General features: G+C 72.4%; 24 protein-coding genes. 14 read left to right on the top strand and 10 right to left on the bottom strand.

What is annotated here, in order from left to right; translation table 11 throughout:
* Window positions 1-5 precede the first annotated feature (5 nt).
* On the bottom strand, window positions 6-1,304 hold the full coding sequence (locus tag ACXNSR_RS36060) for a sensor histidine kinase (RefSeq protein WP_458639535.1): 1,299 nt from the start codon (window positions 1,302-1,304) through the stop codon (window positions 6-8).
* A gap of 262 nt (window positions 1,305-1,566) precedes the next feature.
* On the opposite strand from ACXNSR_RS36060, the gene ACXNSR_RS36055 reads away from it, so the two are divergent.
* Window positions 1,567-2,001, top strand: a complete 435-nt coding sequence (locus ACXNSR_RS36055; protein WP_458639534.1) for a hypothetical protein — start codon at window positions 1,567-1,569, stop codon at window positions 1,999-2,001.
* Between the two features lie 102 nt (window positions 2,002-2,103).
* Here the strand turns inward: ACXNSR_RS36055 and ACXNSR_RS36050 are convergent, their stop codons facing one another.
* The gene (locus tag ACXNSR_RS36050) at window positions 2,104-2,892 is read right to left on the bottom strand and encodes an SDR family NAD(P)-dependent oxidoreductase (RefSeq protein ID WP_458639533.1); all 789 of its coding nucleotides are present in this window, start codon (window positions 2,890-2,892) and stop codon (window positions 2,104-2,106) included.
* 73 nt (window positions 2,893-2,965) lie between these two features.
* Between ACXNSR_RS36050 and ACXNSR_RS36045 the strand changes: the two genes are divergently transcribed.
* Window positions 2,966-3,589 carry a TetR/AcrR family transcriptional regulator gene (locus tag ACXNSR_RS36045; protein WP_458639532.1) on the top strand — a complete coding sequence of 208 codons (624 nt, stop codon included), beginning with the start codon at window positions 2,966-2,968 and terminating at the stop codon, window positions 3,587-3,589.
* 46 nt (window positions 3,590-3,635) lie between these two features.
* Here the strand turns inward: ACXNSR_RS36045 and ACXNSR_RS36040 are convergent, their stop codons facing one another.
* Entirely contained in the window at window positions 3,636-4,811 is a 1,176-nt protein-coding gene (locus ACXNSR_RS36040) for an epoxide hydrolase family protein (RefSeq protein WP_458639531.1), read from the bottom strand.
* Window positions 4,812-5,200: 389 nt separating this feature from the next.
* Here ACXNSR_RS36040 and ACXNSR_RS36035 point away from each other — a divergent pair, with 389 nt between their 5' ends.
* The 5 genes from ACXNSR_RS36035 to ACXNSR_RS36015 are packed head-to-tail and all read left to right on the top strand — an operon-like array spanning window position 5,201 to window position 9,507.
* Window positions 5,201-6,733: a sensor histidine kinase gene (locus ACXNSR_RS36035; RefSeq protein WP_458639530.1), complete on the top strand. Its 1,533-nt coding sequence runs from the start codon at window positions 5,201-5,203 to the stop codon at window positions 6,731-6,733.
* 3 nt (window positions 6,734-6,736) lie between these two features.
* On the top strand, window positions 6,737-7,147 hold the full coding sequence (locus ACXNSR_RS36030; RefSeq protein ID WP_458639529.1) for a roadblock/LC7 domain-containing protein: 411 nt from the start codon (window positions 6,737-6,739) through the stop codon (window positions 7,145-7,147).
* On the top strand, window positions 7,144-7,503 hold the full coding sequence (locus tag ACXNSR_RS36025) for a DUF742 domain-containing protein (protein WP_458639528.1): 360 nt from the start codon (window positions 7,144-7,146) through the stop codon (window positions 7,501-7,503). Before ACXNSR_RS36030 ends, ACXNSR_RS36025 begins: the two co-directional genes overlap by 4 nt.
* Window positions 7,484-8,104 (top strand): GTP-binding protein, encoded by a 621-nt coding sequence (locus tag ACXNSR_RS36020; RefSeq protein WP_458639527.1) that lies wholly within the window; start codon window positions 7,484-7,486, stop codon window positions 8,102-8,104. The genes ACXNSR_RS36025 and ACXNSR_RS36020 overlap by 20 nt, the downstream gene beginning before the upstream one ends.
* On the top strand, window positions 8,101-9,507 hold the full coding sequence (locus ACXNSR_RS36015; RefSeq protein ID WP_458639526.1) for a cytochrome P450: 1,407 nt from the start codon (window positions 8,101-8,103) through the stop codon (window positions 9,505-9,507). The genes ACXNSR_RS36020 and ACXNSR_RS36015 overlap by 4 nt, the downstream gene beginning before the upstream one ends.
* A 57-nt stretch (window positions 9,508-9,564) precedes the next feature.
* On the opposite strand, the gene ACXNSR_RS36010 is transcribed toward ACXNSR_RS36015, so the two are convergent.
* Window positions 9,565-10,728 carry a terpene synthase family protein gene (locus tag ACXNSR_RS36010; protein ID WP_458639525.1) on the bottom strand — a complete coding sequence of 388 codons (1,164 nt, stop codon included), beginning with the start codon at window positions 10,726-10,728 and terminating at the stop codon, window positions 9,565-9,567.
* On the bottom strand, window positions 10,725-11,615 hold the full coding sequence (locus ACXNSR_RS36005) for an SAM-dependent methyltransferase (RefSeq protein WP_458639524.1): 891 nt from the start codon (window positions 11,613-11,615) through the stop codon (window positions 10,725-10,727). The genes ACXNSR_RS36010 and ACXNSR_RS36005 overlap by 4 nt, the downstream gene beginning before the upstream one ends.
* Window positions 11,616-11,990: 375 nt before the next feature.
* Between ACXNSR_RS36005 and ACXNSR_RS36000 the strand changes: the two genes are divergently transcribed.
* Entirely contained in the window at window positions 11,991-13,028 is a 1,038-nt protein-coding gene (locus tag ACXNSR_RS36000; RefSeq protein WP_458639523.1) for a PP2C family protein-serine/threonine phosphatase, read from the top strand.
* Between the two features lie 3 nt (window positions 13,029-13,031).
* On the opposite strand, the gene ACXNSR_RS35995 is transcribed toward ACXNSR_RS36000, so the two are convergent.
* From ACXNSR_RS35995 to ACXNSR_RS35985, 3 genes are all read right to left on the bottom strand, one after another.
* Window positions 13,032-13,418 carry a hypothetical protein gene (locus ACXNSR_RS35995; protein WP_458639522.1) on the bottom strand — a complete coding sequence of 129 codons (387 nt, stop codon included), beginning with the start codon at window positions 13,416-13,418 and terminating at the stop codon, window positions 13,032-13,034.
* Window positions 13,419-13,582: 164 nt separating this feature from the next.
* Entirely contained in the window at window positions 13,583-14,323 is a 741-nt protein-coding gene (locus ACXNSR_RS35990; protein WP_458639521.1) for a class I SAM-dependent DNA methyltransferase, read from the bottom strand.
* 155 nt (window positions 14,324-14,478) lie between these two features.
* A complete protein-coding gene (locus tag ACXNSR_RS35985) occupies window positions 14,479-15,381 on the bottom strand; it encodes a LysR family transcriptional regulator (RefSeq protein ID WP_458639520.1) in 903 nt (300 codons plus the stop codon).
* 74 nt (window positions 15,382-15,455) lie between these two features.
* Here ACXNSR_RS35985 and ACXNSR_RS35980 point away from each other — a divergent pair, with 74 nt between their 5' ends.
* Both ACXNSR_RS35980 and ACXNSR_RS35975 read left to right on the top strand, forming a co-directional pair.
* Window positions 15,456-16,433 carry a threonine ammonia-lyase gene (locus ACXNSR_RS35980; RefSeq protein WP_458639519.1) on the top strand — a complete coding sequence of 326 codons (978 nt, stop codon included), beginning with the start codon at window positions 15,456-15,458 and terminating at the stop codon, window positions 16,431-16,433.
* Window positions 16,434-16,479: 46 nt separating this feature from the next.
* A complete protein-coding gene (locus ACXNSR_RS35975) occupies window positions 16,480-17,574 on the top strand; it encodes a polyprenyl synthetase family protein (RefSeq protein WP_458639518.1) in 1,095 nt (364 codons plus the stop codon).
* A 20-nt stretch (window positions 17,575-17,594) separates the two neighbouring features.
* On the opposite strand, the gene ACXNSR_RS35970 is transcribed toward ACXNSR_RS35975, so the two are convergent.
* On the bottom strand, window positions 17,595-18,287 hold the full coding sequence (locus tag ACXNSR_RS35970; RefSeq protein ID WP_458639517.1) for a DUF4386 domain-containing protein: 693 nt from the start codon (window positions 18,285-18,287) through the stop codon (window positions 17,595-17,597).
* Between the two features lie 141 nt (window positions 18,288-18,428).
* Here ACXNSR_RS35970 and ACXNSR_RS35965 point away from each other — a divergent pair, with 141 nt between their 5' ends.
* Window positions 18,429-19,136 (top strand): TetR/AcrR family transcriptional regulator, encoded by a 708-nt coding sequence (locus ACXNSR_RS35965; RefSeq protein WP_458639516.1) that lies wholly within the window; start codon window positions 18,429-18,431, stop codon window positions 19,134-19,136.
* Window positions 19,137-19,157: 21 nt separating this feature from the next.
* Here ACXNSR_RS35965 and ACXNSR_RS35960 read toward each other — a convergent pair whose 3' ends face one another.
* Window positions 19,158-19,601 (bottom strand): MarR family winged helix-turn-helix transcriptional regulator, encoded by a 444-nt coding sequence (locus ACXNSR_RS35960; RefSeq protein WP_458639515.1) that lies wholly within the window; start codon window positions 19,599-19,601, stop codon window positions 19,158-19,160.
* A 173-nt stretch (window positions 19,602-19,774) separates the two neighbouring features.
* Between ACXNSR_RS35960 and ACXNSR_RS35955 the strand changes: the two genes are divergently transcribed.
* The 3 genes from ACXNSR_RS35955 (at window position 19,775) to ACXNSR_RS35945 (ending at window position 23,106) form a co-directional block, all read left to right on the top strand.
* A complete protein-coding gene (locus ACXNSR_RS35955; protein WP_458639514.1) occupies window positions 19,775-21,358 on the top strand; it encodes an MFS transporter in 1,584 nt (527 codons plus the stop codon).
* Between the two features lie 151 nt (window positions 21,359-21,509).
* A complete protein-coding gene (locus tag ACXNSR_RS35950; RefSeq protein WP_458639513.1) occupies window positions 21,510-21,722 on the top strand; it encodes a hypothetical protein in 213 nt (70 codons plus the stop codon).
* Between the two features lie 169 nt (window positions 21,723-21,891).
* Complete coding sequence (locus ACXNSR_RS35945; RefSeq protein WP_458639512.1) at window positions 21,892-23,106, top strand: TerD family protein; 1,215 nt, start codon at window positions 21,892-21,894, stop codon at window positions 23,104-23,106.
* Window positions 23,107-23,243: the final 137 nt, after the last annotated feature.

The raw sequence follows: 23,243 nt of genomic DNA, 5'->3' as shown, positions 1-23,243 counted from the left end.
GGTCCTCATCGGAGGTGGACGTCCCCGGTGCCCGGGGCCGGGAGGTCGCCCGGCCGGTCGCCGGAGGTGGGCGCCGGAAGGGTGAGCCGTACCTCGAATCCGCCGAGGGCGCGGGGGCCGGCGGTGACCGACCCGCCGTAGATCTTCGCGCGCTCTCTCATGCCGATCAAGCCGTGACCAGGTGACATCTCCTCGTTTGGCCGGAACGTGCCGTCACCTTCGTCCGTCACGCACACCACGACGGTGCGGCGTTCGTAACGGATGGTCACGGCCGCCCTGGTCGGTCCCGCGTGCTTGAGCACGTTCGTCAGGGCTTCCTGGACCACTCGGTAGACGCACAGGGCCATGCCCTGCGGAAGCCGGACCGGGGTCCCCTCGGTCTCCATGGTCACCTCGGCGCCCGCGCCCCGCACCCGCTCCAGGAGCCGGTCGAGCAGGTCGAGCCCGGGGGCCGGGGCGTAGGCGGCGCCGTCCTCCCCCTGTCCGGCCTCCTGTCCGGCCTCCTGTCCGCCTTCCTGTCCGTCCCGCTGTCCTTCCTGGCCGACGCGCAGGAGGACGAGCATCCGGCGCATCTCCTCCAGCGCCTCCCTGCTGGTGTCGGCGATGGTGTCCAGGGCCCGTCGGCTCGCCGCCGGGTCCGTGGGGAACACGTACGAGGCCATGCCGGCCTGGAGCGATATCACCGACATGTGGTGTGCGACCACGTCGTGCAGTTCCCGCGCGATGCGCACCCGCTCCTCCGTGAGGGCCTGGCGGGCGATCTCCTCCTGCTGTCCGCGCAGTTGGACGGTCAGTTCGGCGAACTGTCTGTTGCGTTCGGCGAGTGCTCCCGAGCCGCGCCCCACGACGAGGACGACGGCCGGAAACAGGACCGCCTGGGCGAGGACGGTCGGCATGGAGCTGTGTTCGATGTTGCCGATCCCGGCGTACAGCCACGCTCCCGCCACAACGACCGCACACAGGACGGCGGTTCGGGGGCGACGGGTCGCCGCCACCGTGTACAGGCCCAGGAGCGGGGGCATCGAGTTGACCACCGGCCAGTACCCGCAGGCGATGAACAGCACCCACAGCGCGCCGCTGGCGGCGAACACCGCGACGGGCGCGGTACGGCGGGCGATCATGACCAGGCCCACGAGGGCGGTCAGCAGCGCCCCGATCCCGTCCATGGACCGCCATCCGGCAGGCGGCTGCTCCTGCCCCAGCAACAGACCTGCGCCGATGTAGCCCAGCGCGAGCAACGAGTCGACGGCCGGCGGCCGGCAGCTTCCCCCGAACCTGTCGAGGAATCCCGATCCAGCGTGCATCGGCGCAGCCTACGGGCCGCCGGGCGGCCGGACCATGGGCCTGTCGCAGGACGGGGCCTACCGCTCCCGCCCGGTCCGGCTACCGCCGGAGTTGCAGGGAGGCCGCCCGCCACCCGCACCGGGTGGAGACCCGGATCATCCCGGTGCGTGCCGCCGTGCGGCCGCCCGCCCGCCAAGCTTTCTGTCGGGCCGACCGCCGGAACCGACCGCGGCGGCTGCACACCCACCGACTTCTGATTCCCCGCGAAAGGCAGACACCGCCATGACCACTGCTGTGAAGCGCACGCTCGTCGGAGCCTCCGCCGTCGCCTCGGCCCTCGTCATCGGGCTGGCGGGCACCGCGAGCGCGGCCACCATCGGTTTCAACAAGACGTCCACCAGCGGCAAGGCCGAGATCAGCGGGACCTACGAGTACCACGTGTCGGGAACGATCCCGGGGACCGGCGAGAAGCTCTACTCCGGGTCGTTCCAGGGCGCCACGGCCAAGGACAAGGTGGCGGGCGACGGCTACGAGGCCGTCCTGGCGCTCGCCTACCAGGACTGGAAGGACGGCGCCTGGCACAAGGTGACGAACCACGTGGCGGTGGTCAACGGCACGAGGAGCTGGACCTTCAAGAACAAGAAGGACGTGAAGGCCTACGCCTGCGACCGCAAGGTCGGCGCCACCAAGCTGCTGAACTGCCGCGCCGCCTGGTAGGCCGGTCCCGCGTGAAGTACCGGAGGGCGGGCCGTCACCCCTGTGACGGCCCGCCCTGCGGCGCTCGGGTGCGCCCCGCGGACGCCGGTGCTGCGCGCCGGGTCACGCCTTGAGGGCACGGCCCGCCACGGTCAGTGCGAGGCGGCGGGGGGCCAGGGCGGACGCCGTGGCGGAGAGCCGGTTGCCGAGGCCGACGACGATGCTGGGCGGGGTCTTGCCGCGTTCCAGCGCGCGGCGCGCCGCGGTGACAACCTGCTCCGGGGTGGCCATCCGGCCCACGGCCGCGTCCCGGCTGCCGACGACGTCGAAGAACTCGGTGCGGACCGGCCCCGGTGAGACGGCGAGCACGCGCAGGGAGGAGGCGCGCGTCTCGTACGCGACGGCCTCGGTGAAGTTCAGGACGAAGGCCTTCGTGGCGCCGTAGACCGCCATCGCCGGGGTCGGCTGGTAGGCGGCCGCGCTGGCGACGGTGACGAGGGCGCCCCGGCCGTCGGCCGTGAGGCCGGGCAGGAACTCCCTGGTCAGCTCCGTGACCGCGAGCACGTTGAGCTGGATCATCTCGCTGATCCGGGTGGGGTCCTCGCCGGCGAAGGGGCCGTGGGTGCCGAAGCCCGCGTTGTTGATCAGCGTGTGGACCGGTATGCCGCGTTCGTCGAGCTCCGCGCGCAGCGCCGCCGCGGCGCCGGGCCGGGCGAGGTCCGCGGCGATGGGGCGGGCCGTGATGCCGTACCGGCGTTCCAGATCCGCCGCCAGGTCCGCCAGCCGGTCGACGCGCCGGGCGACGAGAACGACGTCCGCTCCGCGCTCGGCCCACTGCCGGGCGAACTCGACGCCGAGGCCGGCACTGGCCCCGGTGATCAGGGCTGTGGTTCCGCGGTATGTCATAGACATGGGTCGGCGCTCCGTTCCGGGACTCCGGTCGATGGTCGATACTCAAATGTAGGCAGAGCAAACATTGTTGTCAATGACAACATCGACGGAGGAGACCGCCTTGGCCGACGCCGATGCGCCCTATCACCACGGCAATCTCAGGGAGGCACTGCTGGCGCGCGCGGAAGACGTGCTCGCGACCTCGGGGGCGGACAGCCTCTCCCTGCGTGCGCTCGCGCGGGACCTGGGCGTCAGCCATGCGGCGCCGGGCCGCCACTTCCGCGACCGGCAGGCCCTCCTGGACGCGCTCGCCGTGGGCGGCTTCACCCGGCTCAACGCACGTCTGCGGGCCGCCGTGGACGAGCCGGGCCCGGTCACCGGCCGGCTCGCGCGCATGGGCCGCGCGTACGTGGGCTTCGCCGTCGCGCACGCGCCACTGCTGAGTCTGATGTTCACGGCCAAGCACGCCGACCACTCCACCGCCGAGCTCCGCGAGCTCGGCCACCGGAGCCTGGACATCGCCGCCGAACTGATCGCCCTCGCCCAGCAGGAGGGCGTCGTACGGGCGGGCGATCCGGCGCGGCTCGCCCAGGTCGCCTTCTCCGTGGTGCACGGCCTCGCGGCCCTGGCCGTCGGCTCCCTCCTCGACGACACGCCGCTGGACGAGGCGACCGACCTCGCCCTCGACGTCCTGCTCGCGGGCCTGGGCCCGGCCTGACCGGCGGCCGCCCACCTCCGCACCGGCGCGGGACGCGGCGCCACCCTCAGCCCGTCGCCGCCGTCCGGTACGGGCGGAAGAACGCGCGCAGCTCCTGGGCGTAGAGCTCGGGCTCCTCGAACGCGGCGAAGTGCCCGCCCCGCGCGGGCTCGGTCACGCGCACCACGTTCGCCGTGCGCTCGAGCCACGCCCGCGGCGGACGGACCACGTCACCGGGGAAGAGCGAGAATCCGGACGGCACTTCGACCCGGCGGGCGTGCTGGGCGGGCGGGATCGCGGCGTTCGCGCGGTACATGCGCATCGACGGGCCGATCGTCCCCGTGAGCCAGTAGATCGTGAGATTGGTGAGGATCTCGTCCTTCGTGAAGCTCCGCTCGACGTTGCCGTCACAGTCGCTCCACGACCGCAGCTTCTCGACGATCCACGCGGCGAGACCGGCCGGTGAGTCGTTGAGTCCGACAGCTGCGGTCTGGGGCTTCGTGCGGTGCAGGGCCGCGTAGGCTCCCTCGGTCCCGCCCCAGGCCGCGGCGCTGTCGAGCCAGGCGATTTCCTCGGGCGCGAGGTCCGCGCGATCGCCGGTGAAGACGGGCACCCCCGCGTCGGTGCGGTGCACGGCCACCACCCGTTCGGGGTGGTCGAGCGCGAGATATCGGCTCACATGGCTGCCGATGTCACCACCCGCGGCACCGAACCGCGGGTAGCCGAGGAGGTCCATGAGCTCGGCCCACAGTCCGGCGACGGCGATGGAGTCGAGCGGCGGGCCGGCGGGACGGTCCGAGTAGCCGTAGCCCGGCATGTCGGGCACGACCACGTCGAAGGCGTCCGCCGGATCGCCGCCGTGCGCGCCGGGGTCGGTCAGGAGCGGGACGACCTTCGTGTACCGCCAGAACGAGTCCGGCCAGCCGTGGCCGAGGACCAGCGGCAGCACCGGCCCGGCCGGCGCGACGGCCCGGGCGTGCACGAAGTGGATCCCGATGCCGCCGGGCGACGCGCGGAAGCGGGGAAGCCGGGCGAGTGCCGTTTCCTGCGCCGGCCAGTCGAATCCGTCCGCCCAGTAGGTGACGAGGTCGCGGAGGTAGCCGAGGTCGGTCCCGAGCGACCACCCGGCGTCCTCGGGCGCGTCCGGCCAGCGCGTCCCGCGGAGCCGCGCCCGCAGGTCCTCGATCGCCGCGGGGGCGGTCCGCGGGGTGAACGGCTGCGGGCTGGTCGGGGCGTCCGGCATGCGGCGCATGGTAGCGGGGGTGACGCACGCCGGCCGGGGATCCTCGCACCCGACACGCGTGATGGTTTCCCGGCACCCGGCACCCGCCCCCGTACCGCATTTCGGCTCCGGGCGCCACCGGCGGACCGCGGGATACGGCCACGCCGATCGGAACATGCGCGCGGATTCCGGCGCGGCCGACGGGCTCGGCACGCCGCCGACCTCCCGTTACGCCGCCGCGCACCGCGTACGGCCCCCTCCTCTCGCCGGAATTCGGCGCCATTGATGGCGCATAACGGTTCCTCCGGTCCGATGAACTCCAACGAAAGCCCACATCAGCGAAGTTGGGCGTCGTTATGCTCCCGCCCACCGGTCAGAAGGTCCCCCTTTTCGATAGTTCGAGGACGCCGATGGAGCAAAGAGGTACTCCCCCCGAAAGTCCCCACCTGGAGGGAAGAGCGAGCCGACTGCTGCCCGCGATCGCGGTCGTGGCCGTCGCCTGCCTGGCGGGGGCGTCGGCTTCCTCCTCGGCGCCGCTCGGCACCGTCCTGATCTCCGTCGCCGCCGTGTGCACCGCTACGGTCTTCGTCGAGGCACGACGGCGCGGCCGCGCGCTCGCCGCCGGGCGCGCCCAGGTCGCCGCCCTCCAGCACGCCCTGGCCCGGCAGCAGACCGAGGCGGCCCGGCTGTCCGATTCGGTGCTGCCCGAGGCCATCGAGCGGCTGCGCAGGGGCCAGCCGGCCGAGGAGGTGCTCACCGCCCTGGGCGGGCGCGGTGGCCACGGCAGCCGCTGGGGCGACGACGAGGCCCTGACCCCACGCTTCAGAGCCGCCCTCCAGGCCGTCCTGGCCCACGTCATCGACGCGGTCGACAACGAGGAGAGCCTGCGCGACTCGGCACAGCGGGCCTTCGTGAACGTCGCCCGGCGCGTGCAGGCGATCGTCCATCAGCAGGCCCACGAGATGCGCGAGATGGAGGACCGGCACGGCAACAACCCGGACGTGTTCGGCGACCTGCTGCGGCTCGACCACGGCACCGCCCTGATCGGCCGGCTCGCCGATTCCATCTCGGTCCTCGGCGGTGCGCGCCCCGGCCGCCAGTGGAGCAGGGCCGTCACCCTGTACAGCGTGATGCGCGGCGGGATGTCGAGGATCATCGACTACCAGCGGGTGGATCTGCACTCGGTCACCGAGGTCGCCGTCGTCGGTCCCGTCGTGGAGCCGCTGATCCACACCCTCGCGGAGCTGCTGGACAACGCCACGCGGTACTCGCCGCCCCACACCCGGGTCCACCTGACGGCCGTCGAGGTGCAGTCGGGGATCGCCGTGGAGATCGAGGACGGCGGCCTGAGCATGAGCGAGGAGGCCCGCAGCCGGGCGGAGAGGATGCTCGCGCAGGCGCAGTCCGGCATCGATCTCAACGACCTGGGCGAGACGCCGCGGCTGGGTCTGGCGGTGGTCGGCCGGCTGGCGCAGGCGTACGGGTTCCAGGTCTCCCTGCGCTCGTCCGCGTACGGCGGCGTCCGCGCCGTGGTGATCGTGCCGCAGCACCTGATCACGACGGCGACGTCCGCGACCGGTCTCGCCCACGGCATCGGCTCCTCCTCGGGACCCAGGGCCGTGGCCGCCACGCCGCGGGAGCACCCCGTCGACCGCTCGTCGGAGGGCGCCGGCGTGCCCCGGCCGGCTCCGGTGCCCAGGCCGGCGCCGCCGGCCGCCGAGCAGCCGGAGACGTTGGCGCGGACCGCGAACGGCCTGCCGCAGCGCCGCCGGAAGGACCGTGTGGCCACCTACGACGCCCGTCCGGCGGCGGAGCCCCGTCCGGCGGACGACGGCGGCCCCGGAATGTGGCTGGAGGCGTTCCACAGCGGACTGTCCGGCACGACCGGCCACGATGCGCCGGGCACCGAAGGAACGTCGGGTTCAGCTACCAAGGGGGCGTAAGTGATGATGACTCAGCGAATCAGCAGCATGGACTGGATGCTCAAGGACCTGGCGGCCGGAGTGCCCCAGACGCGGCACGTGATCGTACTGTCCGCGGACGGACTCTGCGTGGCGCAGCACGGGGCCGAGACCGACACGGCCGACCGCCTGGCAGCGGCGTGTGCGGGTCTGCAGAGCCTGGCCGGAGCGGTGGCCGCGGAACTGCCCCGCTCGGAGGGCCGGATGCGCCTGGTCGTGATCGAGATGGACGGCGGCTTCTTCTATCTCATGGCCGCGGGCGACGGTTCCTACCTCGCGGTCCTCGCCGACGAGGGCGTGGACGCGGGCCTGATGGGCGCGCAGATGCGCAACCTGGTGACCCGAATGGGGGACCACCTGAGCAGCCCGCCCCGGCATGACGGGCAGCACGCGTGACCGAGCCGCCCGCAAGCTGGGAGGACAGCAGTCCGGAACGGCTCTACGTCATCACGGGCGGACGCAGTGGACCCTCCACCGAGGTCCATCTGGACCTCGTCACCTTGGTCGTGGCCAAGGGTTCCGCCCGGCCCGAGATGCAGCCCGAGCAGTCGGCCATCCTGCGGATGTGCCGGTCACCGCTGTCGGTGGCCGAGATCGCCGCGTACGCGGGCCTGCCCGTGAGCGTCGTCACCGTGCTGGTCGGGGACCTGATGGCCGCCGGCCGCGTGTACGTCCGCCCGCCCGTTCCCGCCGCGCAGCTACCCGACCTTGCTCTGATCGAGGCAGTGATCGATGGACTTCAGAAGCTCTGACCCGCCCGCCGGGCCGCGCGAGGCGGACATACTCCCGCAGACGGCCGCGGCCGCCGTGAAGATAGTCATCGTCGGCGGATTCGGCGTGGGCAAGACGACCCTGGTCGGCGCGGTCAGCGAGATCAGGCCGCTGACGACCGAGGAGACGATGACCAGGGCCGGCGTCGGCGTCGACGACACCTGGGGCGTGGACCGCAAGGTCACCACCACCGTCGCAATGGACTTCGGCCGCATCAGCATCAACGACGAGCTCGTCCTGTACCTGTTCGGCACGCCCGGCCAGGAGCGTTTCTGGTTCCTGTGGCGCGGGCTCTTCGAGGGCGCGCTCGGTGCCGTCGTACTCCTCGACACCCGTCGACCGGAGATCAGCTTCGACGTCATCGGGCGGCTGGAGGAGCGGGGCGTCCCGTTCGTCGTGGCCGTCAACTCCTTCCCCGGCGCACCCGAGCATCCGGTGGAGGAGTTGCGCCAGGCTCTCGACCTGCCGCCCGCCGTCCCGATCCTCGTCTGCGACGCCAGACGGCGGGACTCGTCCCGCGATGTCCTGCTGACCCTCATGCGCTACCTGCACGCCCAGGCAGCCACCCAGGAGGCAATGTGAGCACCAGCCCCACCCCACCGCCCGAGTGCCCCGCCCACGCGGCGGCGGCCACCGCCGGCGGCCTGTACCGTCTCCACGGAGCCGAGGCCCAGGCCGATCCCCTCGCGTTGTACGAGAAGCTGCGCGCCGAACACGGGGCGGTGGCCCCCGTCCTGGTCAGCGGGGACCTCCCGGCCTGGCTGGTCCTCGGCCACCGGGAGAACCTGGACGTGGCACGCACGTCCTCGCGCTTCGCCCGCGACCCGCGGGGGTGGCGCGACATGAAGGAGGGCCGGGTACCGGCCGACACCCCGCTCGGCCCCATGGTCTCCTGGGTGCCGGTGTGCAACTTCACCGACGGACCCGTCCACGAGCGGCTGCGCTCGGCCGTGGTGGAGTCCCTGGAGCGCCTCGACAAGCGCGGCATCCGCCGCTACGTGACCCGCTTCTCCAACCAGCTCGTCGACCAGATCGCGGGTGAGGGGCACGCCGACCTGGTGTCCGCCTTCTCCGACCAGCTGCCCATGCTGGTCATGACCCAGCTCATCGGGGCGCCCGACGAGCACGGACCCCTGCTGGTCAACGCGGCGCGCGACATGCTCCAGGGGACAGAGACGGCACTCCAGAGCGACCGGTACGTCACCTCCACGCTGGAACACCTGGTCGTGGAGCGCAAGGCCAGGCCCATGCGCGACCTCGCCTCCTGGCTGATCGAGCACCCCGCGAACCTGAGCGACACCGAGGTGCTGATGCACCTGCGCGTCGTACTGATCGCGGCCTACGAGACCACCGCCAACCTGATCGCCAACACGCTGCGGACCGTGCTGACCGACCCGCGCTTCCGGGCCAGCCTCTCCGGAGGCCACATGACGCTGCCCGACGCACTGGAGCAGGTCCTGTGGGACGACCCGCCCATCAACACGATCATCGGGCGCTGGGCCACCGGTGACACCCTGCTCGGCGGCCGGGAGGTCAAGGCCGGCGACATGATCCTGCTCGGGCTGGCCGCGGGCAACGCCGACCCGCAGATCCGGCCCGATCCCTCGGTCTCCGTCCACGGCAACCGCTCCCACCTGGCCTTCAGCAGCGGCCCGCACGAGTGTCCGGGGCAGGACATCGGCCGCGCCATCGCGGACACCGGTATCGAGGTCCTGCTGGACCGGTTGCCCGACCTCCAGCTCGCGGTCGACGCGAGCGAACTGCAGTGGCGCGGCACCCTCATGTCACGCCATCTGCTGTCCCTGCCGGTGCGGTTCGCGCCGCGCCCCGTATCGAACGCGCGGCCCGAGGCGGAGCAGCCGGCCGAGCGGCCGGCCGGCCACCCGGTCCATGCGGTCGTCCCGCCGCAGCCGACGGCAGCGCCCGCGGTCGCGGGCCGCCACCGCTCCGTCAGCTGGTGGCGGCGGCTGCTCCGGCTCGGCTGACGGCCGCCCCGCCCGGCCCAGGGCCCCGACCGCACCGGCCGGGGCCCTCGGTACCGCTCAGTCGTGCATCCGCTGCCACCAGGCAGCGAGGGCCGGCACATCCGGCGGCCCGGTCCCGGTGAAGCTGGGGGCCTCGGCGAACCGGACCGCGAACCGGGCGTCCGGCAGGGGCAGTTCGTGCCGGTTGCGCGGGCTCGCGTACCGGGGTGCCCGGCTCTGCCAGGTGATGGAGCCCGCCACGTAGTGGCCAAGCGCCGCCAGGTGACGGCGCAGTTCCGCGTTCGCGCGGGTCTCCGCACGCGCCCGCAGCGTCATGAAGAGGACCATCACCCGGTCACGCAGGGCCACCGCGAGGGGCACGGCCTCGGCGGGCGAGCAGTTCTCCTGGTGGGCGAGGACATTGACGAGATTCACCTCCCTCGGCTCCAGGTGGTCCTCCTTGTCGTAGGAGAACAGGTCGTTGTCCGCGCTGACGACGAACCCCGCCGCGTCCGTCAGTGCCGTCAGGGATCGGGAGCAGAGCACCTCCGCCGGCAGCCGGTCCCCGCGCGCGACGTCGGACCAGGTCAGCGAGAAGCGCGTACCGTTCGCCAGCGGCCCCATGGCGACGAAGTCGTTCAGCCCCGGCATGACACCGGACTCGGCCCGGGCGGCGCGCCAGGCCGCTCCGAGCAGCCAGTCGCGCGTCCCCTCGACGAACCTGCGCAGCTCGTAGGGCGTGAGCATGGCGTGGGTGCGGCGTACGAGGTCCAGCAGCGCGCGGGTCATCGGCCCGTCGGGCAGCACGCGGGCCCCCGGGTCCTCGACGGTGCGCAGCAGACGTACGCCGTGTTCGACGACGGCGCCCGTCCCCACCTCGTCGGATCCCGAATCCTGCCAGTCGTCGACGGCGTTGGCCCAGTAGTTCCACTGGGTGAAGAGCGCGAGGGCGTCCATGTCCCCGTCGGGGATGATGCGGCAGGAGAAGTCGGCGCTGTGGGTGGCGAGACCCCATGCGCGCTCGACCGGATCGGGGTAGATGCCGAAGGCGTCCAGCCACTCGACCGCCAGAGCCTCCACCTGCTTCGCCCGGGGATGGACGAGGTCGCGCTCCAGGGGACAGTAGAAGGAGGGCAGGCGCGCACCGAGGCGCGAGGGGCGGGGTACGAGCGCCGGTGCGGGTGCAGGTGCGGGTGCGGGTGCGGGTGCGGGTGCGGGTGCGGGTGCGGGTGACGCCGTCATCGGCGGCTCCCGAGCCGGAAGCGCAGAAGCCGCGTCTGCACCGCGTGGTCCCGCCAGAGCCGGAAGAACCTGCTGTGCGCGAGCGTCGACTGCTCGAGCCGTTCGCCGCTCCAGGCCCCGGGCACGGCATCGGCGCCCGCACGGAGCCGGTCGAGTTCGGCGGTGTTCCAGGCCATGGACTGCACCCAGAACTCCGCCACCGAGTCCGTCACGTCCTCCTCCTGCACGAGTTCAAAGCCGGCCGCCTCGGCGGCGATGAGGTATTCCTCTCTCACTCCCAGTCGCGTTCTGTAGTAGCCGTCGATGAACTCGCGCCATGCCGAGCGGCCCGCGAAATGCTCCTGGATCCCGAACCATCCACCCGGCTCCAGTGCCTTGGCGACGACTTCGAAGAGCCGGGTCCGGTCGGTGTAGCCGCTGCTCTCGTTGGCGTAGACGGCGTCGTACGCGCGGGTCTCGTCCAGCTCGTGCACGTCGGCCAGTACGGGCTCGACCCGCTCCCCCACCCCGGCGTGCCGGGCGAAGTGCCCGACGATCGGAATGTGTTCCGCCGCGACGGTGAGGCCGGTGACCGACGCTCCGTGCTCCTGCGCCCAGTACAGCGACGTCCCGCCCAGGCCGCAGCCGATGTCCAGCAGGCGCCGGGGAGGCGTCTCGTACGCGCCCCACGACCGGGCCGCGTGCTCGACGATCCGCTCCTGCGCGTCGAACAGCCGCTGCTGCAGCACGTGCTGGGGGGCGATGCTGTCCGGCGGGCCGTCCGGGTAGAGGCCCACGTGGAAGTGGACACGGGGGCCCGGGCCGTACTTGTGCAGGATCTCCTGCGTCTTGCGGCTGTAGTAGAGACGTATGGGGTCGTCCGCGGCCGCGCCCTGGTGACTTTCCAAGGACGATAAGAGGGGGGTGACGCGCATGGGGGTGTCCGCCCTTTCGTGGGGTAGGGCTGCCTCCGGGACACGCTGTCACCGCACTCACCGCGTCCCGTCCGGCACACTGTTGAAGCACGGATCATCGTGGCACTTCAGATCCCGCACGTCAGCCCACTGGAGTAACACGGGGCAGCGTCCCGGTCCCGCCCCGAGGGGGCCGACCCGCGAGCGCCGTCCGCTTCCGCACGGCCCCTTGCGGACAGATTCTGTTCGCAAGGGGAACGGCGGGCGGCGGCCGCCAGGGGGCTATGACCCGATTACGTAGATATCCTGTGAAGTGTGATCGAGTCTGGACGGCCGCGGCTACGCAGGCGCCCTGGCCCGGGAAGACTTGTGCGGCTGTCGCCGGTCATCCTGACCGTCGTCATCGCCAGCCTGGCGTACAACACTCCGCCGGAAATGGCCTTCAGCCGTCTCCTGCCCGCGGCGCCGGCCCTCGCCGCCGCCATGTGGCCGGTGCTGCCCACCGTCCTGCTCGGGACGGTCTGCCTCATCCTGATGATCGGCCTCAGTTTCGTCTTCCCCGACCTGGGGACGTGGTGGACGGCCGCGGGAATCATCGCGGTCACCGTGGCCGCCGCGTACGGAAGCCACGTCCGGCTCCAGCGGGAACGCACCCTCTTCCAGGTGCGGCTCGTCGCCGACGCGGCGCAGCAGGTGGTGCTCAGCCCGCTGCCCCGCCGCTTCGGCGGCATCGAGATCGAGTCGCTCTACCTCGCGGCCGCGGCCGAGGCCCGCATCGGCGGGGACTTCTACGAAGTGGTCGACACGCCGTTCGGGGTCAGGCTGCTCATCGGTGACGTACGGGGCAAGGGCCTGCCTGCGGTGGGGGCGGCCGCGGCGATCGTGAACGCCTTCCGGGAGGCCGCGTACGGGGAGCCGGACATGGTCGACGTCGCCCGCCGCATGGATGCCAGCAGTACCCGCTACAACGGCGCCTTCCCCCCCGAGGGGCCATTGGAGCGCTTCGCCACGGCCCTTCTCGTCCAGATCCCGCACGGGGGCAAACGCATCGACATCCTCAACTGCGGACACCCCCCGCCGCTGCTCCTGAGCCACGGGCAGGTCCTCACCCTCGAGTCCACGAACCCGTCTCCCCTGCTCAGCCTCGCGGAGCTGATCGGCGACCACTACAGCGTCGACACCTTCGACTTCGCCCCCGACGACCTGCTGCTCCTCTACACCGACGGGATCGCCGAGGCCCGGGCCCGCGACGGCGAGTTCTTCCCGCTGGCGGCCTGGATGCGGCGCCAGCCCCCGACGCCGCCGGACGAGCTGCTCACGGCTCTGCACCGCGACCTCCTCAGCCACAGCAGGGGCCGGCTCGACGACGACATCGCCGCCCTCGCCGTACGCCTGTGCGAGCCGTGAGCGTCAGGGCTTCAGCTCGGTACCGAACCCTCCCACGTCGGGGGCCGGCACCCCGTCCGGGTTTTCCCGGGCCGCCTTGCCCGGATCCGGGACCGGAGCGGGCTTCGGCGCCGGGTTCGGGGTGTCGGGCTTGCGCTCGCAGTACACCTTGCCCTGGTAGAACTTGCAGCCCGGCATGTTCTCGATGTCCCGGGGTCTGTCCTTGGACCTGCCCTTCCCGTCCCGGTCCTTCTTGCCGACCGTGCCCGCGTGGACACCCGTCGTGTACACCTCGGCGGCGTGCGGTGCGGCCTGGGCGGCGAACGCGCTGGTGGGAACCAGCGCGCCGCCCGTGACGAGCGCGGCCGAAACGGCGAACAGGGCGAAATGCTTCCGTGACGTGCGAGCCATGAGAACTACTCCGATGAAGAGACGGCGGGGGTTCCGGAGGATTAGAGGCGAAATATCGCTTTTGCCCTCCTGCCATGAGCCTGACCGCGGCACTTCATGAGGCTGTCCGCCGACTGTCACAGGCGCGCGACGGACGCCCCTCCCGAAAACGGCCTTGGCCGGGCTCAGGACGGCTTGCGCCACACGGAGATGTGCTTCGCGGATTCCTGGGTGAACGGCGCCCCGTCCCAGTCCGCGACGCGACGTTCGAGCTCGAGCCCGGCGATCCGTGCCATCAGATCGAGCTCCGCCGGCCAGGCGTAGCGGTGCCGGGAGTTGTCACGGCGGTAGCGGCCGTCGTCGCCGTCGCGGGTGAAGTGGTGCGAGACGAGAATCTGCTCGACGAGGTCGAAGGTGTCGAAGCCGAGGTGCTGCTCGGATACGTCGAACGGCACCGCGACCTGGCCGGGCGGCAGGAACCGCAGCGGCGGCAGGCCCAGCTCGATGACGAATCGGCCGCCCGGCTCCAGGTGGCGGGCGGCATTGCGGAAGCACTCGACCTGCTCGTCCTGCGTGAGGAGGTTCGTGATGGTGTTGTAGACGAGGTAGACCAGGGAGAACCTGCCGGGCACGACGGTGGTGGCCATGTCCCCGACGACCACCGGGAGCGTCTCCTCGTCGAGCTTGCGCCGCAGCACCGCTGCCATGTGCTCGGACAGTTCGATGCCCACCACCGGCACGCCGCGCTCCCGGAGCGGGACGCCCACGCGTCCGGTCCCGATGGCGAACTCCAGCGCCCGGCCGTCTCCGGCGAGCTCGGCGAGGAAGGCGAGGGTCGGTCCGAGAAAGGCGGCCGAGGACGTCGCGGCCTCCTCGGTGTCGTAGCGGTCGGCGGTCGCACGGGTCCACAGCTCACTGCTCGTCACGGGCGGCCACTCTGCCGGACGCCGAGGGACACTGTCGAAACATTTACGCTCCACCGCTCCCCTTCACCCGCGTGACGACACGTTCCGAACCGTTGCTCCGGGTGGCCGACGGGGCCGCGAACCCCGGCACCTGGGCCCGGTACCGGTCGGGCCCGTCAGGGCCATTGGACGGGGTCGGCGGCGGTCTCCTCGAGGACCTTCAGGAAGGCTTCGACCGGGGCCGGGAGCGGTGGTGAGCCGTAGACGACGGCGTCGACGAAGCGGTGGTCGTCCGGCAGGCGGTCGATCCGCACGCCGGGGTGGAGATGAGCGCGCAGGGCGAGGCCGGGCAGCGTGCTGACGCCGAGACCGGCGGCCACCAGTGCCTGGGCCGCGACGTAGTCGTCGGTCTCGAAGGCGATCTCAGGAGTGAAGCCGCGCTCTCCGCACGCCGACAGGAGGTGCGTGCGGCACCGCTCGCAGCCGGCGATCCACCGTTGCCCGCGGTAGGTGTCGAGGTCGGTGCGCGGACCGGGCCAGGAGGCGCCCGCCCGGCTGACGACGTAGACCGGCTCGTGCAGGATCGGTGTCACGGTGTGGCGCTCGCGGCCGCCGGGTGGGGTGTCGCCGTGGTGGAAGGTGAGGGCGACATCGGCCTCGCCGCGCCGCAGGGCCGCCAGGGCTTCGGGCGGCTCCGCCTCGGTCAGTGCCAGTTCGATGTCCGGGTGTCCGGCGGCGAAGGCAGCGGCCACCGCGGGGACGAGCGTGGCGAGCGCGGAGGGGAACGCCGCGAGGCGCACCCGTCCGGCGCCGAGCCCGGCGTGGGCGGCGAGTTCGGTCCGGGCCGAATCGATCCGGCCGAGGATCTCCTCCGCGCGGTCGGCGAGCAGCCGGCCGGCCTCGGTCAGCCGGATGCCACGGCCTGCCCGCTGGACGAGCGGAACACCGGCTTCGGCTTCGAGCCTGGCGAGGTGGTGGCTGACCGACGGCTGCGCGTAGTGCAGTGCCGCGGCGGCAGCCGTCACCGAACCCTCACGCGCGATGGCGGCGAACACCCGGAGCCGGTTCTCGTCGAACATTCATCGATGATATCGATGAATGCATCGGAAACTGACATTTGTCCTATGGATTGGCTCCTGCGCAGCATGAGGACATGCACAAGCCGACGATCTCCGATGTCCTTCGCGCGCGCCGTCTGCAGAGCGCGCACCTGTCCCCGACCCCTCTGCTCTCCTATCCCGCCCTCGACGCCGCTGTCGGCGGCGGGGTCCGCGTGCTGGTCAAGCACGAGAACCTGCAGCCGACCGGCGCACTCAAGGTCCGAGGGGGCGTCACCCTGCTGGCCGCGATGGACCCGGCCGAACGCGCACGGGGTGTTCTCTCGTACTCCACCGGCAACCACGCCCAGTCCCTCGCCCATGCCGCCGCGCTCTTCGGTGTCCCCTGCACCATCGTCATGCCGGAGGACCCGAATCCGCTGAAGGCCGCGGCCGTGCGGCGGCTCGGCGCCGAACTGGTCGAACACGGCGCGGACTTCGAAGCGGCCCGCCGGCACGCCGAGCAGCTCGCGCCCCGGCGCGGGATGCGCCTGGTCAGCGCGGCGAACGAACCGGACCTGATCGCCGGCGTGGCCACCGCGTACCTGGAGGTCTTCGAGCAGGAACCGGACCTCGACGCGATCGTCGTGCCGGTCGGCGGCGGCAGCGGCGCGGCCGCCGCTTGCCTGGTGGCGGCGGCGATCAGCCCGCGCTGCCGCGTCATCGCGGTGCAGTCCCGCCACTCGCCCGCCGCGCACGACTCCTGGCGCTCGGGCCGCTGCGTGGAGCGGCCGGACACCACGACGGCGGAGGGCCTGGCCACCGGATCGGGCTTCGAACTGACCCAGAGCCTGTTCCGGGACCACCTCGCGGACTTCCGGCTGGTCGGCGACGACGACATCCGGTGGGCGCAGTGGCTGCTCATGCGTGATGCCCGAACGGTGGCCGAGGCGGCGGGCGCCGCACCGCTGGCCGCACTCCTCGCCGCGCGCGACGAACTCGCCGGGCAGCGGGTGGCGATCATGTGCACGGGCGGGAACGCCGGCGAGGCCGAACTGCGGGCCTGCCTCTCCGCCGCCCCCTCGGGCGGCTGAACCCGTTCGGGCGGGCGGGTCGGGGCCGTGATCGATACTGATCTTCATGCATGTCAACGTCACGGCCACCACCCTGGAACGCGTCGCCGGTCACCGGATCCGCTTCGACGCCCGCTTCGAGCAGTACTTCGACAGCCTCGGCGAGCGTTTCGACGTCCCGGTGCCCGGCCGGTACGTCCCCCGCTGCGTGGAGCTCCTGCGGGAGTTCTCGATGCGCGGCGGCAAGCGGCTGCGGGTCGTCCTGCTGTACGAGGCGGCCCGGCTGGTCACCACCGACGAGATTCCGGGGCTCGCGGAGGCCGCGCTGAGCATCGAACTGCTCCAGACGCACGGGCTCGTCCACGACGACATCATCGACGACGCGCCCCTGCGCCGCGGCGGGCCGTCGACGTACTACGCCTACCGCCGGGAGTTCCCCGGCCAGGACGCCACCGCCCTCGGACTCGCGATGCTCGCCGGGGATCTCGCCGCGTTCCTGTCCACCCAGGTGCTGCTGGAGGCCGAGGTCCCCGCCGGGCTCCGCCAGGCCCTTCTCGGCGTGCACACGCGCACCGCCGCGGAGACCGTGGCCGGGCAGATCGCCGACCTGGAGCGGGACTCCCACACACTGCCCGACGAGGAGTTCCTGCACACCGTCACCGACTTCAAGAGCGCGCGGTACTCGATCCTCGCGCCGCTGACGATGGGCCTGCTGGCCGCGGGCGGGGATCCGGCGCCGCACCGGGACCGACTGCACCGCTACTCCCGGCTGGTGGGCATCGCCGAGCAGATGCGCGACGACTACCTCGACCTCTTCGGCCCGGTCGGCGACGACCCGGCGGCCGAGATGAAGTCCACCGGGGCCGACATGCGCTCGGGCCGCCGCACCTACGCCGTCCGCGCGGTCCTGGCCGCCGCGACCGGGGCCGACGCGGCCCTCGTCGAAGCCGCGCTCGGTGATCCCGGCTGCCCGGACGAAACCCTGGGCCGGATCAGGGAGATCGCCCGCGCCGCCGGCGTCGACCGGCGGCTCCGGGCGGAGATCCGGCGGCACGCGGAGGCCGCCGCCGCCGAGGCCGCGTCCTGGGAACCGTACTGGCGTGCCGAGGCCGTGGAGTTCTTCCGGGGCCTGCCCCTGTGGAACGTGGACCGGATGTCCTGACGTGAGCGACGCGGGAGCCGTCACACCGCGCCGGCTCCCGCGTCGAAGCCCTTGCCGAGCAGCCGGACGGCCAGCGTCACCTCCCAGGCGAACACGGGAAGCGCCGCGAGCGACCCCGCCACCGAGACCTGCTCGTAGGCCCCGAACAGCACGGCGGTCGCCGAGGCACAGATCATCGTCCCGCCGGCCAGCCCCAGGACGGCGATCGGCCGCGGCACGAGCCGCGAGGTGTACAGCAGGCCCGCCAGCACCAGGGTGTTGGCCCCGAGGACGAAGTTCGGCCCGAACAGGAACGTCCAGTCGTGGAACGCCACCAGGGCCTGTCCGGCCGTCACCGGGAAGGACCCGTCGGCGCCCGGCGCGCCCGCCGCGCCCTCCGCCTGCCTCCTCAGCGTCACCACCGACAGCACACTGACGATGCCGACGACGATGACTGCGGCCTCCAGCAGGCGGCCGCAGACATAGCCGATGGCGGCCCCCTCGTTGCGCCTGCGCAGGACCGGGTACAGCGCGGCCCCCGTGCCCGTGACCGCCAGCGCGAGCACGAACTCGCACAGCGCCCCCAGGAACACCCGGGTGTCGGCACCCGGTCCGAGGACGTAGCCGGTGTCGTGCAGAACGGGGCGGTAGAGCGCGAGCCCGCCGATCGCGGCGACCTCGGTGACGAGGAACAGCACCCCCGCGACGATCGCGGTCCTCCTGGTCGATCCCATGCGGAACAGCCCCTCCCTCATGGGTGTACGGCGTACACCCGACAGTTGGCGCTCACCCTAGGTGTACGCCGTACACTCGTCAAGGCGGGACGGACAGCCCCGCTCATCCCGCCCCGGGACCGGATCGAGGGAGAAGCCCACATGCCCCAGCAGTCACAGGCGCCACAGGAACCGCGCCGGGCCCCCTTGAGCCGCGACCGGGTGCTGCGCGCCGCCGTGTCCTTCGCCGACGACGCCGGGATCGAGGCGCTGAGCATGCGCAAACTGGCCCAGGAGCTGGGCGTCGTACCGATGGCGCTCTACAAGCACGTGGCCAACAAGGAGGAGCTCCTGGACGGCATGGTGGAGGTCGTCGTCGCGGGCATCGCGCGCCAGGCGCCGGGCTCCGACTGGAAGAGCGCGGTCCGCGGGCGGATCCTCGGGGCGCGCGGCGCCCTCCTCGCGCACACCTGGGCGGCTCAGGTGATCCGGTCGCGCACCAGTCCGACGCCGGCGGTGCTCGCGTACCTCGACTCGGTGATCGGGATGTTCCGGGCCGGCGGCTTCTCGGCCGACCTCACCCACCACGTGATGCACGCCCTGGGCAGCCGGGTGCTGGGCTTCACCGAGGAGCTGTTCGACGACCCGGCGGGCGCCGCACCCCAGGACGAACCGGCGCAGGCGGCCGCGTACGAGGTGATGGCCCGCCGGTATCCCCACGTCACCGAACTGGCGCGGGCGGTGGCGCACGACCGGGGGTCGGTCATCGGCCGCGGATGTGACGACCGGTTCGAGTTCGAGTTCGCACTGGACCTCCTCCTGGACGGGTTCGAGCGACTCCACGGGCAGGGCTGGAAGTCCACGCCCTGAGCCGACCGCCGGGGGTCCGGGTCAGTTCCTCCCCGCCCCCTGACGGGCGTTCGACATCGCGGACAGCCAGGCGAACGCCGCCTCGCACTGTTCCGGCGTCAGCCCCTCCTCCAGCTCGGCCTCGCGCCGCCGGACGGCCGGGAGCGCGTCCTCGTAGCGCGCGTGGCCGAGCTCCGTGAGACTCAGCTGGTGCGTCCTGCGGTCGGTGGCGTGCGGGGCCCGGACGATCAGGCCGTCGCGCTCCAGCGCCGCGAGCATCTCGTTGGCGGCCTGGCGGGAGCTCCCGACCAGGCGGGCCAGCTGGGCCACCGAGATGCCCGGGGACTGCCCCACGATCATCAAGGTCGCGAACTGCGGCACGGTGAGCCCGAATTCCTCCAGCTCGGCACCGATCGCGGCCCGCATGCTGAGCCAGGCGTGGCGCACCACGAAGCTCAGCACCCGACGCTGACTCTGCTCGCCCATCGGACGACCTCCGAATTCATGATTGACAGGTACTTTACGAGTTTGCCACGATGGGAGAACCGTCAGGTACCTGACGATTCTCTGGACGGTGCGCTGCCGCCGCGTGCTCCGCGATGCGCGCCACCGATGCCCGACTCCCGCTGATCCGAAGGCAGTCACGCATGTCCTCACCCATGTCAACCGTGCCGTCCACCCCACCACCGGCCCGCCAGCGGCTCATCCTCGGCGTCCTCGTCTTCGCCCAACTCCTCATCTGGCTCGACGGCACCATCCTGACCACCGCGTTCGAGACGCTCTCCGACCCCGTCCGGGGGTTAGGCGCCACCCCGGGCGAGCTGCAGTGGGCCACCGGCGCCTACACCCTGACCTTCGCCGGCCTGATGTTCACCGGTGGCGCGCTCGGTGACCGGTTCGGCCACCGCGACGTCCTGCTGACGGGCATGGCCCTCTTCGGCGCCGCCTCCGCCCTCGCCGCCTACGCCACCACCCCCGGCCAACTCATCGCCGCCCGCGCCGTGATGGGCGCAGGTGCCGCACTGCTCGTCCCGGCCACCATGGCGGTGGTCGGCTGGACGTTCGAGCCCGCGCGGCGTCCGGCCGCCTTCGGCACCCTGTCGTCCTTCGCCGGCGTCGGCCTCGCCGCGGGGCCGATCCTCGCCGGAGTGCTGCTCGCGAGGTTCTGGTGGGGGTCGGTCTTCCTCGTCAACGTTCCCGTCGTCGTCCTCGGCCTCGGCTTCATCGCCCGTTACGTGCCCAACTTCCGCAGCCCGCAGGTCCGTCGCCTCGATCCGGCGGGACTGCTGCTGTCGACCGGCGGCCTGGGCGTCCTCGCGTACGGCCTGATCCGTGCCGGCCAGGACGCCTCCTTCGCCCAGCCGCGCGTGTGGGGGTCCACCCTCGCCGGCGTCGCGCTGATCGCCGCGTTCGTGGTCGTCGAGCTGCGGATCGCCCACCCCGGCTTCGACCCGCGGCTGCTGGCGCAGCGCCGCTTCGCCGCCGGGAACCTCACCCTGATGGCCGTCTTCCTGGCCGTGACGGCCGGATCCTTCTACCTCGCCTTCTACCTGCAAGGCGTCCGCCGCTACTCGGCGCTGGACGCCTCGCTGCTCGCGCTCCCGGGAGCCCTCGGGGTGATCGTCGGCGCCCCGGTCGCCGTCCGGCTCGCCCGGCGGAGCTCCGTCCGGCTCGTCTCCTCGGTCGCGCTGACCGTCGCGGCCGCCGCGATGGGCTCCTTCGCCCTGTTCGGAGCGACCACCCCGATCGGCTGGTACGCGGCGGTCGTGCTGGTCCAGGGCACCGCGGTCGGCATGGTGATCGCTCCCGTCACGGGTGCGGTACTGGGTTCCCTGCCGCTGGAGCGGTCCGGCGCGGGCAGCGCGGTCAACAGCACCCTGCGCCAGACCGGCAGCGTGCTGGGCATCGCGGTCGGCGGCACCATCACCTCGATCGTCTACCGGCGGTCGATCGACGGCTCGCTGACCGGCCTGCCGGATCCGGTGCGGGAACAGGCGCGGGTCTCGGCCGAACTCGCCCGGCACGTGGCGGCGGCCACGCACGACACCCGGCTCGCCGCGGCCGCGGACTCCGCCTTCCTGCACGCCATGCACGTCGGGGCGCTCTGGACGGCCGGGTTCGCACTGATCGGCGCGGCCGTCCTGGCCGCCGGGTTCGGGCCGGACCGCCCCACGGGACGCGAGCGGGAGCGGGCCGGGGAGGACAAGCGTGCGGCGCGCGCGACGAGTTCCACGCCCTCGTGACCCGCGGTCGTGCGGCGGACCGCTCCCGGGCGCGGCATTCGGGTGGCGGACCGCCGTGTCGGGCCGGCCGCCCAGGAGCGGTTCGCCATCCTGGGCCGGGCACGGCATCGCGATCGGCGCTGCCCTCCCCCACGGCGAGAAGGAGTACGGCATGCCGACGGACTCGGTCGGGCGTTTCCTCGCGGCTCTGGGACCGCAGCAGCAGGAGGCCGTCACCGGCAGGCCGCCGCAGGAGCAGGAGCGGCTCGCGGCGGCCTGGGAGCGGGAGCTGGCCTCGGACGACGAGCTCGACACGCTCGACGAACTGTCACCGCCCGCGGCGGAGGCCGAGGCGGCCCGCCGCGTCATGGACCGCGAAGGGTGATCCGGCCCCGCGGGCCGGTCCGGTCCGGCGCCCGCCCGCCGCCACACGGGAGGCGCCGGACCGGACGTCCCGGTGGCCGGAGGTCTCCAATCGCCGCCTTCGGGGACGGGAACGGGCCGCGTCCTCGTACGCTGCGGGAGTGGGAGACCCGCAGCGGAAGGGGGAGCGCATGTCCATGCGGAAGGGTGCCAACGTACCGGTGCCGAGCGCCGCGGTCCGGGTGGAGCTGGGGTGGCGAGCGGGTCCCGGAGCGCCCGATGTGGATGTATCGGCCCTGCTGCTGACGGCAGCGGGCAAGGTGCGCTCGGACGACGACTTCGTGTTCTACAACCAACCCCTGCACCCCAGTGGTGCCGTGCGCCACGAGGGACGGCGCCAGGACGGCACGGGAGTGCTCGAAACCATCGGGGTGACGCTGTCCGGGGTGGAGGAGGAGATCGGGACCGTGGTGGTCGCGGCTTCCACGGACGGTACGTTCGCTCAGGTCTCCGGGCTCTTCGTCCGCGTACTGGACGCGCGGAGCGGCGTCGAGACGGCGCGGTTCGACGCCACGGACGCCACGACGGAGACCGCGTTCGTGCTCGGGGAGCTGTACCGGCGGGCCGGTGCGTGGAAGTTCCGGGCGGTGGGCCAGGGGTACGCCTCCGGGCTGGCCGGGCTCGCCACCGACTTCGGGATCACGGTCGACGATCCCGCCCCGGGCCCGGCTCCCTCTGCGCCGGTGCCGACGCCTGCGCCGACGCCGGTACGGCTGTCGAAGATCACCCTGACGAAGGCGGCCCCCGCGGTGTCGCTGACCAAGCAGGGGGCCACCTCGGGGGGCATGCGGGTCAATCTCACGTGGAGCGCCGCCGTGCCACCGCGCGGCTGGATGCGGAAGGGCAAGGACGCCGTCCGGCTGGAGGACGTCGATCTCGACCTCTCCTGCCTGTGGGAACTGCGGAACGGCACGAAGGGGATCGTCCATCCCATCGACAACCAGTTCGGCTCGTTCCACCAGCCGCCCTACATCCAGCTGGACCACGACGACCGGACCGGTGCGAGCGAGGCCGGCGAGAACCTCATGATCAACCTGGACCACGCGGCCGAGATCGAGCGCCTCCTGGTGTTCGTGGTCATCTACGCCGGGGCCACCAGCTTCGCCGGACTGCAAGGGGTCGCCACGCTCCATCCGCCCGTCGGTCCGCCGATCGAGATGCGCCTGGACGAATGCACCGTCCCGTCACCGGTGGCGGCGATCGCACTGATCGAGAACGTGGGCGGGGAGCTGATCGTCCGGCGGGAGGCGAAGTACCTCCTGCCGGCGCCCGGCGTCTTCAAGCAGCAGGCGGCGGACATCGAGTACGGCTGGGGCATGAGCTGGCAGTCGGCGAGCAAGGACTGACCCTGCGGGCGGCCCGGGACACCGGAGGCACGGATCCGTACGGGTCCCTGACGCGCCGGCCCGCCACGGGCCCACCGAAACGGGCTCGTCCACACGCGTCAAAAAAACTGCGGAGGGGATGTCGAGAAGACGTGACC

This window comes from Streptomyces sp. NC-S4, from assembly GCF_054353315.1.
The sequence above is the reverse complement of the archived record's forward strand: the minus strand, read 5'-3'. Positions and strand labels throughout refer to the sequence as shown.

Excerpts from the sequence above, each read along its gene's own strand:
- ACXNSR_RS36020 (WP_458639527.1), top strand. The coding sequence starts at position 7,484 with ATGGACTTCAGAAGCTCTGACCCGCCCGCCGGGCCGCGCGAGGCGGAC.
- ACXNSR_RS35960 (WP_458639515.1), bottom strand. The coding sequence starts at position 19,601 with ATGGGCGAGCAGAGTCAGCGTCGGGTGCTGAGCTTCGTGGTGCGCCAC.
- ACXNSR_RS36060 (WP_458639535.1), bottom strand. The coding sequence starts at position 1,304 with ATGCACGCTGGATCGGGATTCCTCGACAGGTTCGGGGGAAGCTGCCGG.
- ACXNSR_RS35945 (WP_458639512.1), top strand. The coding sequence starts at position 21,892 with ATGTCCATGCGGAAGGGTGCCAACGTACCGGTGCCGAGCGCCGCGGTC.
- ACXNSR_RS36010 (WP_458639525.1), bottom strand. The coding sequence starts at position 10,728 with ATGACGGCGTCACCCGCACCCGCACCCGCACCCGCACCCGCACCCGCA.
- ACXNSR_RS36035 (WP_458639530.1), top strand. The coding sequence starts at position 5,201 with ATGGAGCAAAGAGGTACTCCCCCCGAAAGTCCCCACCTGGAGGGAAGA.
- ACXNSR_RS35985 (WP_458639520.1), bottom strand. The coding sequence starts at position 15,381 with ATGTTCGACGAGAACCGGCTCCGGGTGTTCGCCGCCATCGCGCGTGAG.
- ACXNSR_RS36055 (WP_458639534.1), top strand. The coding sequence starts at position 1,567 with ATGACCACTGCTGTGAAGCGCACGCTCGTCGGAGCCTCCGCCGTCGCC.
- ACXNSR_RS36050 (WP_458639533.1), bottom strand. The coding sequence starts at position 2,892 with ATGTCTATGACATACCGCGGAACCACAGCCCTGATCACCGGGGCCAGT.
- ACXNSR_RS35970 (WP_458639517.1), bottom strand. The coding sequence starts at position 18,287 with ATGGGATCGACCAGGAGGACCGCGATCGTCGCGGGGGTGCTGTTCCTC.
- ACXNSR_RS35950 (WP_458639513.1), top strand. The coding sequence starts at position 21,510 with ATGCCGACGGACTCGGTCGGGCGTTTCCTCGCGGCTCTGGGACCGCAG.
- ACXNSR_RS35995 (WP_458639522.1), bottom strand. The coding sequence starts at position 13,418 with ATGGCTCGCACGTCACGGAAGCATTTCGCCCTGTTCGCCGTTTCGGCC.
- ACXNSR_RS35965 (WP_458639516.1), top strand. The coding sequence starts at position 18,429 with ATGCCCCAGCAGTCACAGGCGCCACAGGAACCGCGCCGGGCCCCCTTG.
- ACXNSR_RS35955 (WP_458639514.1), top strand. The coding sequence starts at position 19,775 with ATGTCAACCGTGCCGTCCACCCCACCACCGGCCCGCCAGCGGCTCATC.
- ACXNSR_RS35975 (WP_458639518.1), top strand. The coding sequence starts at position 16,480 with ATGCATGTCAACGTCACGGCCACCACCCTGGAACGCGTCGCCGGTCAC.
- ACXNSR_RS35980 (WP_458639519.1), top strand. The coding sequence starts at position 15,456 with ATGCACAAGCCGACGATCTCCGATGTCCTTCGCGCGCGCCGTCTGCAG.
- ACXNSR_RS36045 (WP_458639532.1), top strand. The coding sequence starts at position 2,966 with ATGACAACATCGACGGAGGAGACCGCCTTGGCCGACGCCGATGCGCCC.
- ACXNSR_RS36030 (WP_458639529.1), top strand. The coding sequence starts at position 6,737 with ATGATGACTCAGCGAATCAGCAGCATGGACTGGATGCTCAAGGACCTG.
- ACXNSR_RS36040 (WP_458639531.1), bottom strand. The coding sequence starts at position 4,811 with ATGCCGGACGCCCCGACCAGCCCGCAGCCGTTCACCCCGCGGACCGCC.